Annotated in this window: 17 protein-coding genes; 9 read left to right on the top strand and 8 right to left on the bottom strand. The window is 65.5% G+C overall.

The window, feature by feature from the left end:
* The first annotated feature begins 26 nt into the window (after window positions 1-26).
* Window positions 27-722, top strand: a complete 696-nt coding sequence (locus tag ACPJW8_RS14910) for a redox-sensing transcriptional repressor Rex (protein ID WP_330187219.1) — start codon at window positions 27-29, stop codon at window positions 720-722.
* Window positions 723-790: 68 nt separating this feature from the next.
* Here ACPJW8_RS14910 and ACPJW8_RS14905 read toward each other — a convergent pair whose 3' ends face one another.
* From ACPJW8_RS14905 to ACPJW8_RS14895, 3 genes are all read right to left on the bottom strand, one after another.
* Complete coding sequence (locus tag ACPJW8_RS14905; protein ID WP_330187220.1) at window positions 791-1,582, bottom strand: hypothetical protein; 792 nt, start codon at window positions 1,580-1,582, stop codon at window positions 791-793.
* Between the two features lie 150 nt (window positions 1,583-1,732).
* Window positions 1,733-2,401 (bottom strand): hypothetical protein, encoded by a 669-nt coding sequence (locus ACPJW8_RS14900; protein WP_330187221.1) that lies wholly within the window; start codon window positions 2,399-2,401, stop codon window positions 1,733-1,735.
* Between the two features lie 174 nt (window positions 2,402-2,575).
* Entirely contained in the window at window positions 2,576-3,124 is a 549-nt protein-coding gene (locus tag ACPJW8_RS14895) for a YceI family protein (RefSeq protein ID WP_330187222.1), read from the bottom strand.
* A gap of 248 nt (window positions 3,125-3,372) precedes the next feature.
* Here ACPJW8_RS14895 and ACPJW8_RS14890 point away from each other — a divergent pair, with 248 nt between their 5' ends.
* The 5 genes from ACPJW8_RS14890 (at window position 3,373) to ccsB (ending at window position 8,326) form a co-directional block, all read left to right on the top strand.
* Window positions 3,373-4,053, top strand: a complete 681-nt coding sequence (locus ACPJW8_RS14890) for a histidine phosphatase family protein (protein ID WP_330187223.1) — start codon at window positions 3,373-3,375, stop codon at window positions 4,051-4,053.
* Between the two features lie 130 nt (window positions 4,054-4,183).
* On the top strand, window positions 4,184-4,723 hold the full coding sequence (locus ACPJW8_RS14885) for a TlpA disulfide reductase family protein (protein ID WP_330187479.1): 540 nt from the start codon (window positions 4,184-4,186) through the stop codon (window positions 4,721-4,723).
* A 14-nt stretch (window positions 4,724-4,737) separates the two neighbouring features.
* Entirely contained in the window at window positions 4,738-5,493 is a 756-nt protein-coding gene (locus ACPJW8_RS14880; protein WP_330187224.1) for a cytochrome c biogenesis CcdA family protein, read from the top strand.
* Window positions 5,493-7,205 carry a cytochrome c biogenesis protein ResB gene (gene resB, locus ACPJW8_RS14875; protein ID WP_330187225.1) on the top strand — a complete coding sequence of 571 codons (1,713 nt, stop codon included), beginning with the start codon at window positions 5,493-5,495 and terminating at the stop codon, window positions 7,203-7,205. Before ACPJW8_RS14880 ends, resB begins: the two co-directional genes overlap by 1 nt.
* Window positions 7,205-8,326, top strand: coding sequence for a c-type cytochrome biogenesis protein CcsB (gene ccsB / locus ACPJW8_RS14870; protein ID WP_330187226.1), 1,122 nt, complete (start codon window positions 7,205-7,207; stop codon window positions 8,324-8,326). The genes resB and ccsB overlap by 1 nt, the downstream gene beginning before the upstream one ends.
* A 128-nt stretch (window positions 8,327-8,454) precedes the next feature.
* Here the strand turns inward: ccsB and ACPJW8_RS14865 are convergent, their stop codons facing one another.
* Window positions 8,455-8,832, bottom strand: a complete 378-nt coding sequence (locus ACPJW8_RS14865; protein ID WP_330187227.1) for a PLD nuclease N-terminal domain-containing protein — start codon at window positions 8,830-8,832, stop codon at window positions 8,455-8,457.
* A 61-nt stretch (window positions 8,833-8,893) separates the two neighbouring features.
* Here ACPJW8_RS14865 and ACPJW8_RS14860 point away from each other — a divergent pair, with 61 nt between their 5' ends.
* Window positions 8,894-9,193 (top strand): DUF4229 domain-containing protein, encoded by a 300-nt coding sequence (locus ACPJW8_RS14860; protein WP_330187228.1) that lies wholly within the window; start codon window positions 8,894-8,896, stop codon window positions 9,191-9,193.
* Between the two features lie 33 nt (window positions 9,194-9,226).
* Here ACPJW8_RS14860 and ACPJW8_RS14855 read toward each other — a convergent pair whose 3' ends face one another.
* From ACPJW8_RS14855 to ACPJW8_RS14840, 4 genes are all read right to left on the bottom strand, one after another.
* Window positions 9,227-10,108, bottom strand: a complete 882-nt coding sequence (locus tag ACPJW8_RS14855; protein WP_330187229.1) for a 1,4-dihydroxy-2-naphthoate polyprenyltransferase — start codon at window positions 10,106-10,108, stop codon at window positions 9,227-9,229.
* Window positions 10,109-10,166: 58 nt separating this feature from the next.
* Window positions 10,167-11,306, bottom strand: coding sequence for an AMP-binding protein (locus ACPJW8_RS14850; RefSeq protein WP_330187230.1), 1,140 nt, complete (start codon window positions 11,304-11,306; stop codon window positions 10,167-10,169).
* An 11-nt stretch (window positions 11,307-11,317) separates the two neighbouring features.
* A complete protein-coding gene (locus ACPJW8_RS14845; protein WP_330187231.1) occupies window positions 11,318-12,271 on the bottom strand; it encodes a 1,4-dihydroxy-2-naphthoyl-CoA synthase in 954 nt (317 codons plus the stop codon).
* A 95-nt stretch (window positions 12,272-12,366) separates the two neighbouring features.
* Window positions 12,367-13,125, bottom strand: coding sequence for a type II CAAX endopeptidase family protein (locus tag ACPJW8_RS14840; RefSeq protein ID WP_330187232.1), 759 nt, complete (start codon window positions 13,123-13,125; stop codon window positions 12,367-12,369).
* Between the two features lie 140 nt (window positions 13,126-13,265).
* Between ACPJW8_RS14840 and ACPJW8_RS14835 the strand changes: the two genes are divergently transcribed.
* Together ACPJW8_RS14835 and ACPJW8_RS14830 are read left to right on the top strand one after the other, a co-directional pair.
* Entirely contained in the window at window positions 13,266-14,312 is a 1,047-nt protein-coding gene (locus tag ACPJW8_RS14835) for a metal ABC transporter substrate-binding protein (RefSeq protein ID WP_330187233.1), read from the top strand.
* Complete coding sequence (locus ACPJW8_RS14830) at window positions 14,309-15,055, top strand: metal ABC transporter ATP-binding protein (protein ID WP_330187234.1); 747 nt, start codon at window positions 14,309-14,311, stop codon at window positions 15,053-15,055. The genes ACPJW8_RS14835 and ACPJW8_RS14830 overlap by 4 nt, the downstream gene beginning before the upstream one ends.
* The last annotated feature ends 3 nt before the right edge of the window (window positions 15,056-15,058 follow it).

Genomic DNA, 15,058 nt, shown 5'->3' with positions numbered 1-15,058 from the left:
CACAACGCGACTCAACGGAGCAGACAGTGACCTCCCTGGAATCAACACCGCCTTCACTCGAAGGTGATGGCGGGACTGCCGCCAAGCAGATTCCACCGGCAGCGGTGGCCCGCCTGACACTGTACCTGCGCGCCCTGAATTCGCTGTTGGCCGAAGGCACTGAGACTGTCTCCTCAGAATCCCTGGCCGAGGCCTCCGGGGTGAGTTCGTCCACGCTGCGCAAGGACCTTTCCCACGTTGGCTCCTACGGCACCCGCGGTGTGGGCTATGAAGTCCAGTACCTCAGCAGGCATATCGCAGCGGCCCTTGGCCTCACCCACGACTGGAAAGTTGCCATTGTTGGCGCCGGTAACCTGGGCAAGGCACTGGCCAGGTACGGCGGCTTTGAATCCCGCGGCTTTGACGTGGTGGCCATTTTCGACGCCGACCAGATGGTGGTGGGCAATGAGGTGGGCTGGTTGCGGGTCAGCGATGTCCAGGACCTGGAGTCGGTCCTGGAACGCACGGGAGCCAACATGGTGGTTCTCGCGTTGCCTGCCACAGTTGCCCAGGCCGTCTGCAACCGGGTGGTGGCTGCCGGTGTGAAGAGCATCCTGAGCTTCGCTCCCGTGGTCCTTCAGGTTCCGGATGGCGTTAATATGCGCAAGGTGGATATGGCCACCGAACTGCAGATCCTTGCCTACCACGCACAACGGACGCAGACCCCGGGCCGCACAGTCTGAGCTGCAGGGCCCGCGGGCTGCGTCCGCGGAGTGGTTCGTCTTGGTTCAGCCTTGCTGGCTTCCGGGGCCTAGCGGCCGTACGGATTTCCGGGCTGGCCGTAGGGGTTGGAGAACGGCAGTGCCTTGCGGAAGTACGGGGCCGACTGCGGCAGGTAGAGCAGGACGATCGCCACGATTCCCATCAAGGAAGCCAGGCTGGTGAGGCTGATCGGGAACAGGCTGAAGACCGAGAAGGCAGCCAGCACCGTTCCCAGGATCCGTGCCCAGTTCTTGCCCTTGCGGACATTGAAGGCAACCAGGGCATAAAGCGCAGCGGCGATGATGGCGAAGACCACCAGGGTGCCGGTCATTACGCCGCGGATATCTGACCAGGGAATGTCCGCCCCGCTGGCCTGCAGCTGGTCCTCGATCATTCCGCGTACCGCCGGGGTATCGATGCTGGCCAGGGCGATCAGCATGGATATCACGCTGATCACACCGGCAGCGATGATCAGCCAGAAAGAGATGTTGACCATCTGGGGAACGCCGCCGGGCCCTGCCGGCTGGGGCTGCTCCGAAGGGTAACCGAACGGGGCGGCAGGCTGGCCATAGGGAGCCTGCTGGCCATAACCGGGCTGCTGGCCGTACGGCTGCCCATTCTGCCCATACTGTGGTGCGTTCTGGCCATACTGCGGCGGCTGCTCGCCGTACTGGGGCGCGTTCTGGCCGTACTGCGGCGGCGGCGGTGACTGCTGCCCGTACTGGGGAGCATTTTGGCCATACTGCGGAACGTTCTCGCCGTACTTGGGCTGGTTCTGGCCAGGCTGCGGAGCGTTCTCAGGATCGTTACCTTGAGGCGGCTGGACGGGAGGGGTGCTCATGAGCGTTCCTTCGTGTGTCGGATGAACATCGAAAAGCCGGGAACTCGAAGCCGGAATGCCTGCAGTAACCAGGCGTGCCGTGCCCCCAGCATGGCTAATTCCACCGTACCTCCCGGCAGCGGCCGGGAGGATCATTCAAAGGAATGAAATTCAGCGGGATCCGGGGCTGAGCTGGGAAAACCAGCGCTGGGAGTTAGGCAGCCACATCAGGACTGCCGCCACCACGCCAATCACGAAGCTGAACCAGTTGCCGCCGCCGTCGTCGGTGAGCCCACTGTTGAGCACCGAGATCAGCAACGTCACGGCGACTACCGCGGTAAGGGCCATTCGGGCCCAGGCCTTGCCTTCCTTCATCTTCATGGCAAGGACGATCTGTGCTGCAGAAAGCGCCAGGGAAACCAGCACCAGCAGCAGGACCACCACTCCTATGGCGGGCAGTGCAGCCAGGGCTACGAGGGAAAGGAAGAAACCGACGACGCCGAGGAGGAGGCCCAGGAGGCCCGTAATCACCCAGATCCAGTAGGAGACCTTTAGTTCCGTTGGCATTCCGGCCACGCTGAAGATGCCCGAGAAGCCGCCCTTGGGCATCACTTCGTTGAAGCTGCGTGGCGCGTCGGCCGGCATCTGGAACCCGTAGCCCGGCTGCCCTTCAGGCTGTCCGTACGGCTGGGACTGGCCGGGGTACCCGGAAGCGGGCGGCGGCTGGTACCCGGGCGGCGGCTGGTACCCGGGCGGCGGCTGGTTGCCGGCCGGGGGAGTGGGAGGGACCGGGGTCTGGCCGGCAGGATCGGGCTGCGGAGAACCGCTCTGGTTGCTCATGGCTCTCACTGTAGGCCTGCCCTGGCGGGTTATCCATGAGTTGGCAGCGAAATGGTGGTGAAAACAAAGCAAACCGCCCGCCGTCGAACATTAATGTCCGACGACAGGCGGTTCATATCCGGTGGTTGAGCCTGTCGAAACCTAATCTCGAGAGGCTCGATCACCAGCGGGGAACTAGGCTGCGGGGGCGATGAAAGCCAGTTCGAGGTTGATGCCGACCTTGTCGCTGACCAGCAGGCCGCCGGTCTCGAGGACGGCGTTCCAGGTCAGGCCGAAGTCCTTGCGGCTGATGGTGGTCTGGGCGGTGACGCCGGCGCGGGTGGCGCCGAACGGGTCAACGGCCACGCCGTTGAACTCGGTTTCCAGGGTGACGGGACGGGTGACGCCCTTGATGGTGAGGTCGCCGTTCAGCTCGTAGCCGTCGCCGTTGTCAACGAGGCCGGTGGAGACGAAGGAGATTTCCGGGAACTTCTCCACGTCGAAGAAGTCCTCGCCGCGGACGTGGCCGTCGCGGTTGACGTCGCCGGAGTCGAAGCTGGCGGTCTTGATGGTGGCGTTGATGGCGGAGTCGGTGACGTTCGGGGCGAGGTCCAGGGTGGCCTCGGCTTCCTTGAACTGGCCGCGGACCTTGCTGATGCCCGCGTGGCGGACCGTGAAGCCGATCTCGCTGTGCGAGTTGTCGAGGACCCAGGTGCCGGTGGTGATGTCGGTGGGAAGTGCCATGGTGGTGCTCCTTCATATAGTGGCGGGCTCAGGATGAGAGCGTCTGATCGTTGGTTGAACCCTCATCTGTTGAAGCCTCAACTAACTGCTGCATCCAGTATAAACATGCAAATGCATGTTTTGTTCCCCTTGTGGCCAACTTTTTTCAAACTTTTTTCGAACACCACGGGAACTACTCCGTCCGGCGTCGAGTTCTACTTCCGGTAGAAGATTTCGGATCGCCCCACATCTTTGAGAAACTGGTAGACATGCCCCAATCCACGGTTCATCTGCTCCGCCATGGAGAGGTCCATAATCCCCAAGGGATTCTCTACGGCAGGCTCCCGGAGTTCCACCTTTCGGAGCTGGGCCGGCAAATGGCCCAGACGGCCGCCGACTACTTCGCGGAGCGCGCCGCCCAAGGCGCCAACATCGTCTACCTTGCTGCGTCGCCCCTGACGCGTGCGCAGGAGACGGCGCTGCCCACCGCGCAGGCGCTGAACCTGGAGATCACCACCGAAGAGCGCATCATCGAGGCGGAAAACCACTTCGAGGGACTCAAGGTCACCAAGGCAGAGCTCCGCAAGCCCCGCCACTGGCAGCACTTCATCAACCCGCTCCGGCCGTCCTGGGGGGAACCCTACAAGGCCCAGGCCGCCCGGGTGATGGCCGCCGTCCACGATGCCCGCCTCCGTGCCACCGAGCTGGCCGGCGCCGACTTCGAAGAGCGTGGTGCCGAAGCCATCCTGGTCAGCCACCAGCTTCCTATCTGGGCAACCCGGCTCAATGCCGAAGGCCGCCCGCTCTGGCACGATCCCCGCAAGCGCGAGTGCACGCTGACCTCGGTCACCTCCCTGGTGTTCGACGCCGATGGCTCCCTTCTGCGCGTTGAGTACCACGAGCCTGCTGCCGCACTCCTGCCCGGTGCGTCCACCACTCCGGGAGCCTGACATGAGCAACAATAAGTTCCCCTTTAACGGGGCCAGCAACGGAGCCGCCAACGGGCCTGCGAAGGCGCCCACCATCGCGTCCCGTCGCGCTGTCCTGGCCGCCGGCGGCGCCGCCCTGGCCGTCCTGACCATGGGCCTCTCCGGTTGCGCCCAGGAAGACGCCCTGGCCCAGCAGGCCAAGGCGGGGGACAACAAGAACTACGTGGCAGGCGATGGGTCCGTCACGGAATTCGCCGCAGCGGACCGGGCTCCCGCCGTCGAAATCAACGGCAAATTGTTCACGGGCACCACCGTTGCCCCCTCCGATCTGCAGGGCCAGGTGACGGTGCTGAACTTCTGGTTCGCCGCCTGCGCCCCGTGCCGTGTGGAGGCTCCCCAGCTCGAGGCGTTGCACCAGGAGTTCAAGGACCAGGGCGTGCAGTTCCTGGGCGTGAACCTGCGTGATGAAAAGGCCACGGCCGAGGCCTTCGAGAAGTCGTTCAACGTGACGTACCCCAGCTTTGATGACAAGGACGGCTCGGTGCTCCTGGCCGTCTCCGGCATGGTGCCGCCGGGCGCCGTGCCCACCACCCTGGTGTTGGACAAGCAGGGCCGGGTGGCCTCGCGCGTGCTCGGCGAAATCCAGACCGGAACCCTGAAGGCCCTGATCACCGCCGCCGTGGCAGAGTAGCGGGCGCGTTTTCCGTGAACAGTCCCTTCGCCGAAGCCATCCTGAACGGGTCGCTGCTGCTGGCCATTCCCGTCGCACTGCTGGCGGGCCTGGTGTCCTTCCTCTCACCCTGCGTCCTGCCCCTGGTCCCGGGCTACCTCGGCTACGTCACGGGACTGACCGGCGTGGACCTGCAGCGGCAGAAGAAGGGCCGCATGCTGGCGGGGATCGGCCTGTTCGTCCTGGGCTTCTCCCTGATTTTCGTGCTGCTGGGCGGCGCGTTCGGGCAGCTGGGCACCCTGATTTCCGGGCCGCAGAACGCCTGGATCACGCAGGTCCTGGGGGTTGTTGTGATCCTGCTGGGCGTGGTGTTTATGGGCGGCTTCGGCTGGTTCCAGCGTGATGCGAAGATCCACGCCAAGCCGCCGGCCGGCCTGTGGGGCGCCCCGTTGCTGGGCGTCACGTTCGGGCTGGGCTGGGCGCCGTGCATCGGCCCCACCTACTCAGCTGTCCAGCTGCTGAGCCTGTCCGGCGGGTCCTCGGCAGCCAAGGGTGCGTTCCTGGCCTTTGTATACAGCCTGGGCCTGGGCATCCCGTTCCTGCTGATCGCCCTGGCCGTGCGCCGCGGCGTGGGCGTGATGTCCTTTTTCCGCAAGCACCGGCTCGCCATCCAGCGGATCGGCGGCGCCATCCTGGTGGTCCTGGGCCTGCTGATGGCCAGCGGCGTGTGGGGCTCCTGGGTCACCGAACTGCAGTACTGGTTCCAAACCGACGTGAAGTTGCCAATCTGATGAGCGAGCGTGTGAAGACTAATAAACGGACAGTAGCGGACGCCAAGGCGGAGGCCGCGCTGCCTGCGTTGGGCCCCTGGGGCATGGTCCGCTGGGCGTGGACGCAGCTGACCAGCATGCGCACCGCGCTGTTCCTGCTGCTGCTGCTCGCAGTCGCCGCAGTGCCCGGTTCGCTCTTCCCGCAGCGTCCGGCCAACCCGTCCGTGGTCACCCAGTACATCGAGGACAACGGCGATTACGGCAAGGTCCTGGATGCTCTCCAGCTGTACGACGTCTACTCGTCCGTATGGTTCTCCGCCATCTACATCCTGCTGTTCACCTCGCTGATCGGCTGCGTCATTCCGCGCGCCATCGCGCACTACAAGGCCATGCGTTCCCAGCCGCCGCGCACCCCGGCCAGGCTGTCCCGGCTTCCCGAGTACGGCACCCTGACGTTGGAGTCCGACGCCGGGATCCCGCCGTCGGAAGCCATCTCCGATGCCGCCGGGCTGCTGAAGAAGCGCGGCTACCGCGTGGAGGTCAGGGACGCTGACGGCGCGAAGCCGTCCCTGGGCGCCGAGCGCGGTTTCCTGCGGGAAGTGGGAAACCTGGTGTTCCACACGTCCCTGATCGGTGTGCTGGTGTCCGTGGCCGCCGGCGGGCTGTTCGGCTACAGCGGGCAGCGGATCCTGGTGGAGGGCGATACCTTCGTCAACACCCTGGTGGGCTATGACCAGTTCACACCGGGCACCAACTTCCAGTCCAGCCAGCTCCAGCCGTATTCTGTGCAGCTGGACTCCTTCGATATCGCGTTCGACCGTGAGTCCGAGGGGAAGATCGGCCAGCCCATCGACTTCACGGCCAACGTGACCACGCGCGAGTCCCCTGAAGCGGACGCCAGGCAGGAGGTGCTGAAGGTCAACGAGCCCGTCAGCCTGGGCGGCACCAGCATCTACCTCACCGGCAACGGCTACGCACCGGTAGTGACCATCCGCGACGGCGACGGCAACGTGGCCATGCAGGGCCCAGTGGTAGCCAAGCTGCAGGGCGACAACTACTACTCCTCGGTGGTCATCAAGGTCCCTGACGCCAAGCCGGACCAGCTGGGCTTTGTTGGCTTCTTCCTGCCCACGGCGTTCATCACGGACGAAGGCGTGTCCTTCAGTGCGGACCCGGAGCTGTTCAATCCGCAGCTGACCCTTAACTCCTACTTCGGGGACCTCGGCCTGGATGACGGCGCCCCGCAGAACGTCTTTGAACTGGACGTCGCCGAGCTCACCCCGCTCAACGCCCGCAACCTGGACGCCGGTGGCATCACCCTGGCTCCCGGCATGAGCTACGACCTTCCGGACGGCAAGGGCAGCATCAGTTTCGACGGCGTCAAGCGGTACATCGGCGTGGATATCCACCACAACCCGGGCCAGGGCTTCGCGTTGATCTTCGCGCTGCTGGCCGTGGCCGGCCTGGTGGTGTCGCTGTACGTGAACCGACGCCGCGTCTGGGTCCGCACGGGCACCGGTGCGGACGGCTCCACCACCGTGGAGTACGGCCTGCTGGCCCGCGGCGAGGACCACCGGCTGGCCGCCGAATCCGCCGCGATCGGCGCGCTGCTCGCCGACGAGTGGCAGGTGGACCTTCCTGCCACTCAGCAAAATCCCAGCAGCACCGGGGATAATGACCCGGACTCCGTTTCCACGCCAGCCGGCTCTGCCAAGCCCACAAAGGACCAGTAATGCCGTTTTCCATCAACGAAACCGCAGGCCAGTACAGCGAGCTGTTTATGCTGCTGGCCGCCGTGACCTACACGGTGGCGTTCATCGCGTTCGCCTGGGACCTGGCCAAAAGCAGCAAGGCACTGCGCCTTATCGATGAAAAAGCCGCCGCGGCTGAGGGGGCCGGCACTACGGCTGCCCTGAAGCAGCCGGTAGGTGCCGCCGTCGGGCGTTCTGCTGGCGGTTCCGACGCCTTGGCTGACAAGTCCGACCGGGACCTTTCCGGACCGGATGGCCGGGCGGAACGTCCGACGTCGAAGGCCGGCTCCGTGCCTGCGTCCAGCGCGCGGATGGCTGACGGCGAGATGCGCTACGCCGCCGAACGCCGGGTTCCCGCCCGCGTGGCTGTGGCGCTGACCGTGCTCGGCGTCCTGATCCATGGCGCCGGCGTGGTGACCCGGGCCATCGGTGCAGGCCGCGTGCCGTGGGGCAACATGTACGAGTTCCTGACCACCGGCGCTTTTATGGCCGTCGCCGTCTTCCTGCTGGTGCTGATCAAACGCGATCTGCGCTTCCTGGGCACGTTCGTCCTGGGCCTGGCTGTGATCATGCAGGTTGCCGCGGCTGTCTCCTTCTGGACTCCCGTGGGCCACCTCGTTCCCGCACTGCAGAGCTACTGGCTGATCATCCATGTCTCCATTGCCGTGCTGTCTTCAGCCCTGTTCACCCTGACCTTTGCCATGTCCGCCCTGCAGCTGGTGCAGTCGCACCGGCAGAAGGTCGCGGCCGCGGGCGGCCCGGACAAACTGGGCTTCATGCGGCTGGTTCCCTCTGCGCTGAGCCTGGAAAACCTGTCCTACCGGATCAACGCCATCGCCTTCATCGGCTGGACCTTCACTTTGATGTTCGGCGCCATCTGGGCCGAAAAGGCCTGGGGCCGCTTCTGGGGCTGGGACACCAAGGAAGTATGGACGTTCGTGATCTGGGTGGTCTACGCAGGCTACCTGCACGCCCGGGCAACCCGCGGCTGGACCGGAACCCGCGCGGCCTGGTTGTCGATCGTGGGCTACCTGTGCATCGTCTTCAACTTCACGATCGTGAACCAGTTCTTCAGCGGCCTGCACTCTTACTCAGGGCTGTAAAGGCTGGGGCTGGGCAGCAGGGACTTGCCGTCGCTTAGACACCTTCCGCCGCTTCATTCGGCCGCGGGCGGCCTCTTGCCGCTTTGGTCGGCGATGCGCTCCTCAGCAAGACCCTGCGGCCCAGGGAACTAAGAACCTGCGTCTGTGTCCCCGGGCGCGGAATCGCCCTTGAAGCCCCGCTCCTTGGCGTCAAGTTCGTCCTTGAGCTTGCGCAGCCGTTCGGCCTCTGCCTGATTGCGGCGCTTCATTTCCAGGTTGCGCAGGAACTCCGGATCGTCGTCCGGAGCGGAGGGGTGCGAGTAATTCCGGGGGGCCGTTTTTTCTGCTGCCGGACGGCCCAGGAGCAGCCACAGGATGGCGCCCAGCACAGGCAGCACGATCATCACAACGATCCACGCCGGCTTGGAAATGCCGCGGGTCTGGCTGCGGTCAGTCCTGATCACGTCCACCAGCCCGTAGACAAAGATGGCAAGGACTGCGATGGCCAGAACCACACGGAAGAGCATGGATCTATTCTATCGTTCAGGCCGCAACGGGTGGGTCCGGGAAGGCCGCTAAACTTGGATAGTGGCCTTTTTGAAATATTCCCTTATCCGGTTGGCGTTGTTCCTGCCACTGTTCGTACTTTTTATGGTCCTGGACCTGGGCGCAATGTTCTCAGTGATCTGTGCGGCGCTGATTGCCTTCGCTATCAGCTACCTGTTCTTCCAGAAGCAGCGTGACGCCGCAGCAGCAGCCCTGCAGCATCGGTTCTCCGGCAACGCCAAGCCGCTGCGCACCGCCGTCGAGGTTGAAGACGCCGAAGCCGAGGACGCCCTCCAGGACGGGCGCATCACGCCCGCCAACAAGCCGGCCGAGCGCCCCTAGCCTTTACTGCACCGCAGGGCAGGGCAGGGCCGGCTAGAAGCCGTGGCTCAGGCCCAGGCCCAGCGCGAACAGCACGCTGTAGGCCAGGTTGATGAGGCCGGTCTGCTGCAGCACGGGGATGAGGCTCTTGCGCTTGCGGCCGTTGATCATCAGCCAGGCCGGCATCAGGCAAGCGGGGATGACCAGCAGCACCACCAGCATCCAGGGCCGGGAAGGTGCCAGGATCAGCACCAGTAACACGGCCACGGCCAGCATCAGCACGTAGCTTTCGCGGGCGTGCCGGTCTCCGAGCCGGACGGCCAGCGTCTTTTTGCCGGCCTGCGTGTCCGTGGGGATGTCCCGTACGTTGTTGGCCATGAGCAGGGCCGAGGCAATGAGACCCGTGCCGATCGCGCCAATCACTGCCGGCAGGCTGATCTGGCCGGCCTGGGTGTACGTGGTGCCGAGCGTTGCCACCAGTCCGAAGAAGACGAACACAAAGACGTCGCCCAGGCCCAGGTAACCGTAGGGATTCTTGCCGCCGGTGTAGCCCCATGCGGCCATAACGCAGCCCAGGCCCACCAGGAGCAGCCACCAGCTTTGGCTCAGGATCACCAGGACCAGGCCGAACAGCATGGCCAGCCCAAAGGCGCCGAAGGCCGCGAATTTCACGTGGTCCGGGTGGGCGGCGCCTGAGCCCACCAGTCGCATGGGGCCAACCCTGTCGTCGTCCGTCCCGCGGATGCCGTCCGAGTAGTCGTTGGCGTAGTTGACGCCGATCTGCAGCAGCAGGGCCACCAGGGCCGCAAGGATGGCGTTGAGCGGCTTGAACGAATCCATCTCAAAGGCGGCTGCCGTACCAATAAGGATGGGCGCGATCGCGGCTGGAAGGGTGCGGAGTCTGGCGCCTTGGATCCATTGGGCGGCTGTTGCCACGTGAGTACCTCGTACTGGTTTGATAGCGGGTGGTGCAAAGGGGTGGTGCAGGACTACTTTACTTTCCCCCGTGCGCGGCAGTGAGCCGGGCGGTCATGGCAAGGCGGTCCGGCTTGCCGTTGGGCAGCATCAGCAGTTCGGCGGCCGTGAGGACGGTCTTGGGTGCCGTGAATCCCAGGGCGCGGTGCCAGGCATTTTCAAGGGCCTGCGCTGTTTCAGCGGAAGCCGGGGAACCGGACACTGCCACATAGGCTGCCACGGCCTGCCCCCACTCCGCGGACGGTACGCCGGCCACAAAAGCCGCCGTGACGCCGTCGGACTTCTCCAGCTCTGCCTGCACCTGCGCGGCGGAAACCTTGACGCCGCCGGTGATGATGACGTCGTCAGCGCGGCCCAGGACGGTGAGGCGGCCGTCGCTGTCCAGGGTGCCGAGGTCGTTGGTGCGGAACCAGCGGGTGCCGTCCTCCTCGAAGAACGCCCCTGATTCGCGGTCCGGCGCCTCAAGGTAGCCGGCCGCGACGGTGTCGCCGCCCAGGAGGATCCGGCCGTCGTCGGCGATCCGGACCTGCACGCCCTCGAGGGGAACGCCGTCGTACACGCAGCCGCCGCAGGTTTCGGAGGAACCGTAAGTAGTCACGACACGCACACCGGCCCGCGTGGCGGCGTCCAGCAATGACGCCGACGCCGGCGCGCCGCCCAGCAAAATGCCGTTGAAACGCCGCAGAACGGCAAGCGTGTCAGGGGAGGGGTCCTCCAGGAGGCGCTGCAGCTGCGTGGGCACCAGGGACGTGAAGCGGATGTTGTCCGTCAGCTCCAGTGCGGCGGCCGTGAAACGCTCGGGGGTGAAGCCGTGGGAGAGGTCCATGGCCCAGGGGCGCGTGCCGGCAAACAAGGAACGCACCAGCACCTGGACTCCCGCGACGTACTGCACCGGCAGGGCCAGGAGCCACTGGCCCTCGCCACGCAGGGCGATCGCCGTCGCCATGGAGGACGCAGCGAGCGCTTCGACCGGAAGGACCGTGGACTTGGGCTCCCCTGTGGAACCGGACGTCCGCACCACCACAACGGCGTCGTCGTACCCGGGCGTTTCCACATGGTCCACCACCAGCGATCCATCCGGTGCGGCGGAAAGCTCGACGGCGGGACCCTCACCATGGAGGGCGGCGGCGAGGGCTTTCAGGGCTGGTTCGATGTTCATCGGCGCCTGCCTTAGAAGTAGTGGGGGAAGGCGGACCAGTCGGGGTCGCGTTTCTCCAGGAAGGCCTCTTTACCCTCCACCGCCTCGTCCGTCATGTATGCCAGCCGGGTGGCTTCGCCCGCGAAGACCTGCTGGCCGGCCAGGCCGTCGTCCGCCAGGTTGAAGGCGAACTTGAGCATCCGGATGGCCTGCGGGGACTGCCGGGCGATGTCAGCCGCGTACTCCAGGGCCACCTCCTCGAGGCGTTCGTGGTCTACAGCCTCATTGACGGCGCCCATGCGGACCATGTCCTCGGCCGAATATTCACGGGCCAGGAAGAAGATCTCGCGGGCGGCTTTCTGGCCGATCTGCCGGGCCAGCAGCGCGGAGCCGTAGCCGGCGTCGAAACTTCCCACCGTGGCGTCCGTCTGCTTGAACTTGCCGTGCTGGCGCGAGGCGATGGTGAGGTCCGCGACGACGTGCAGGGAGTGTCCGCCGCCTGCAGCCCACCCGTTGACGACGGCGATGACCACCTTGGGCATGGTCCGCATCAGCCGCTGGACTTCCAGGATGTGGAGGCGGCCGGCGCGGGCGGGATCGATGGTTTCCTTGGTCTCGCCCTCTGCGTACCTGTAACCGTCACGTCCGCGGATCCGCTGGTCTCCACCCGAGCAGAAGGAGTGGCCGCCGTCCTTGGGGGAGGGGCCGTTGCCGGTGAGCAGCACGGTGGCCACATCCGGCGTCATGCGGGCGTGGTCCATGGCCCGGTAGAGCTCATCCACGGTTCCCGGGCGGAAGGCGTTGCGGACCTCCGGCCGGTTGAAGGCGATCCGGACCGTGGGCAGGTCCCGCACCCAGCCGCCGTCGGAATCCCGTTCCACCTGCCGGTGGTAGGTCATGTCCTGGAAGTCCTCGAATCCTTGGACGGTACGCCACCGGGAGGGATCGAAGACGTCGGACACTTTGGCGGGAAGGTGGTTGCTCACTGTCCAAGTCTAGTAATCAGGGTCCGTGGATGAAGAACCGGGGAGTGCGTCCCGGCCTGTGACCTGTTGCCGGGCCGCCTTTGGCGCCCGTGTCCCTACGGCTGGACCTGCTGCAGTTGCTCCAGGACTTCCGGCGAGATGGCGTACAGCATCACGGCCGCCAGCAGGTTCTTGGCGGCGTGGACGAAGTAGGAGAACATCAGGTTGCGTCCGGTCCAGAGGTAGACCAGCACCAGCGTTGCGCCCATGGCCAGGTAGGGCAACAGTGCGGGCAGGGTCAGGTCTTCCTGGCCCACGATGTGCATGGCGGCAAAGAGGACCACGGAGATGATGCTGCAGACCCACACGTTGACCCTGCGGCTCAGTTTGCCGATCAGCAGGTGCCGGAAGATGTACTCCTCCACGAACGGACCCACCACTACCAGCAGGGGGATCATCAGCCAGGCCGGCACCTGCTGGACCAGGTCCTGCAGGCCTTCCTGGTTGGCGGAGGTCTGGGCTTCGCCGCTCGCGGCAACCACCACCGCCGTCAGAATCATCATGGCGATCACCGCGGCGGGGACCATCAGCAGGGTGAACCACGGGCGGGTGGCCAGGACCTTCAGGTCCCTGGAGACCACCTTCCGGGCCGCCAGCAGGGCAACCGTGCCTACCAGCCCGTAGAAGATGAGGTTGACCCCGTACGAGGCTGCCGCCGGAGTGGGTGCCAGCTCCAGCAGCAGCGGCAGGATCAGCGCGCCGGCCAGGGTGAAGAACGCGGCCACGGCAAGGTAGAGGCCGATTGCTGTGAAGTCGAGCGCGTTGAACCGGTAGAGCTCCGGCGCGGGGGGTGGCGGGGTTCGGCGGGGCGTCATGGTTTCAGCCTATCTCCCAACTAGGTCGCAGTTAACGTCGTCATTTCGCGGTTTCACGACGTTAAATGTCAGTCAGTTGGGGAGGGGACGGGCGGGAGGTGCGTTGCGCGCAGACTTCGCCGTCGCCTAGGATATTCGGTATGCCTAACTTTTTGTTTCGGTGTGCCAAAGATGGCCGCCGGACATCCGGATTCCCGACGCCGACCGGTTGGGTTGCGCTGCCCGCCCGTCCCCGCACGCTGGCCGCAGCCCTGGTTGCGCTCGCGCTGATCCTCACCGGCTGCGGCGCAATAGCGCCAAGCCAGGACGACGACAAAAAGACCGTCCTCACCACATTCACCGTGTTGGCAGACATTGCCCGGAATGTGGCCGGCGACTACCTGAACGTCGAATCCATCACCAAGCCCGGCGCGGAGATCCACGGCTACGAACCTACCCCGGGAGACATCCGCAAGGCAGCCCAGGCGGACCTCATCCTGGACAACGGGCTCAACCTTGAAGCCTGGTTCTCCCAGTTCGTGGAAGACCTTGATGTGCCGCACGCTGTGGTCAGCGACGGCGTCAAGGTCATCAACATCGGCGAGGATTCCTACCAGGGAAAGCCGAACCCGCATGCGTGGATGTCGCCGGCCAACGCCATGATCTATGTGGACAACATGGTCCGGGCGTTCGCAGACCTGGAACCCGGGCTCGCAGCGGATTTTGAAGCCAACGCCATGGCCTACAAGGCCCAGCTCACGGCTGTGCAGGACGAGTTGGAAACCCGCCTGGATACTGTCCCTGAGCAGCAGCGGGCGTTGGTCACCTGCGAGGGCGCCTTCTCCTACCTGGCCCGGGACGCCGGCCTGGACGAGGTCTACATCTGGGCCGTCAACGCCGAACAGCAGGCCACGCCGCAGCAGATCACCCGCGCCATTGAGTACGTGAAAACCAACAAGGTGCCTGCCGTATTCTGCGAGTCCACGGTGTCCGACGCGCCCATGCAGCAGGTGGTCAACGCCAGCGGCAGCCGGTTCGGCGGCGTCCTGTACGTGGACTCCCTGTCCGAGCCGGACGGCCCCGTGCCCACGTACCTGGACCTCCTGCGGCACGACGCCGACGTCATTGCATCGGCGCTAACCGGCACGGAAACGGCAACCTCATTAGCCACCGCCACTGCCACCGCAACGGGGGCGGCCGCGTCATGACCACCCCGGCCATCCAGGTGGACAACGTCACCGTGCACTACGGCGAGGTCCTGGCGCTGGACGGCGCGTCACTCACCCTGGATCCCGCGCGCATCTGCGGCCTGATCGGCATGAACGGCTCGGGAAAATCCACCCTCTTCAAAGTGATCATGGGCATGGTGAAGCCCGACGCCGGCACTGTCCACGTGAACGGCGCCTCGCCTTCCAAGGCGCGCCGGGAAGGCGGTGTTGGCTATGTGCCCCAGAGCGAGGATGTTGACTGGGCCTTCCCGCTGTCCGTCAGGGACGTGGTGATGATGGGCCGCTACGGCCGCCAGGGCTGGACCCGGCGTGCCTCCAAAACCGACAAGGCCGCCGTCGAACATGCCCTGGAACGGGTGGAACTGGCGGACTACGCGGGCCGGCAGATCGGCCAGCTCTCCGGCGGGCAGAAGAAGCGTGCTTTTGTGGCCCGCGGGATTGCACAGGGCGCCACCATCATGCTGCTGGACGAGCCGTTCGCCGGGGTGGATAAGCGTTCCGAGGCGACCATGACCCGGCTGCTCCGCGAGCTGGCGGATTCCGGCTGCACCATCCTGATTTCCACCCACGATCTCCACGCGCTGCCGGAGCTGTGCGACGAGGCCGTGCTGCTCAACAAGAAGGTGCTGCTGCACGGCCCGCCCGAACTGGTGCTGCAGCCGGACCACCTGGCGCTCGCGTTCGGCCTGGACGTGCTGAACCGCGGGAAGGAACAGGGCTGAGCC

It is taken from the genome of Pseudarthrobacter sp. J47 (assembly GCF_049810315.1).
Lineage (GTDB): Bacteria > Actinomycetota > Actinomycetes > Actinomycetales > Micrococcaceae > Arthrobacter.
Note: the sequence above shows the minus strand (reverse complement) of the source record. Positions and strands in the feature narration are given on the sequence as shown.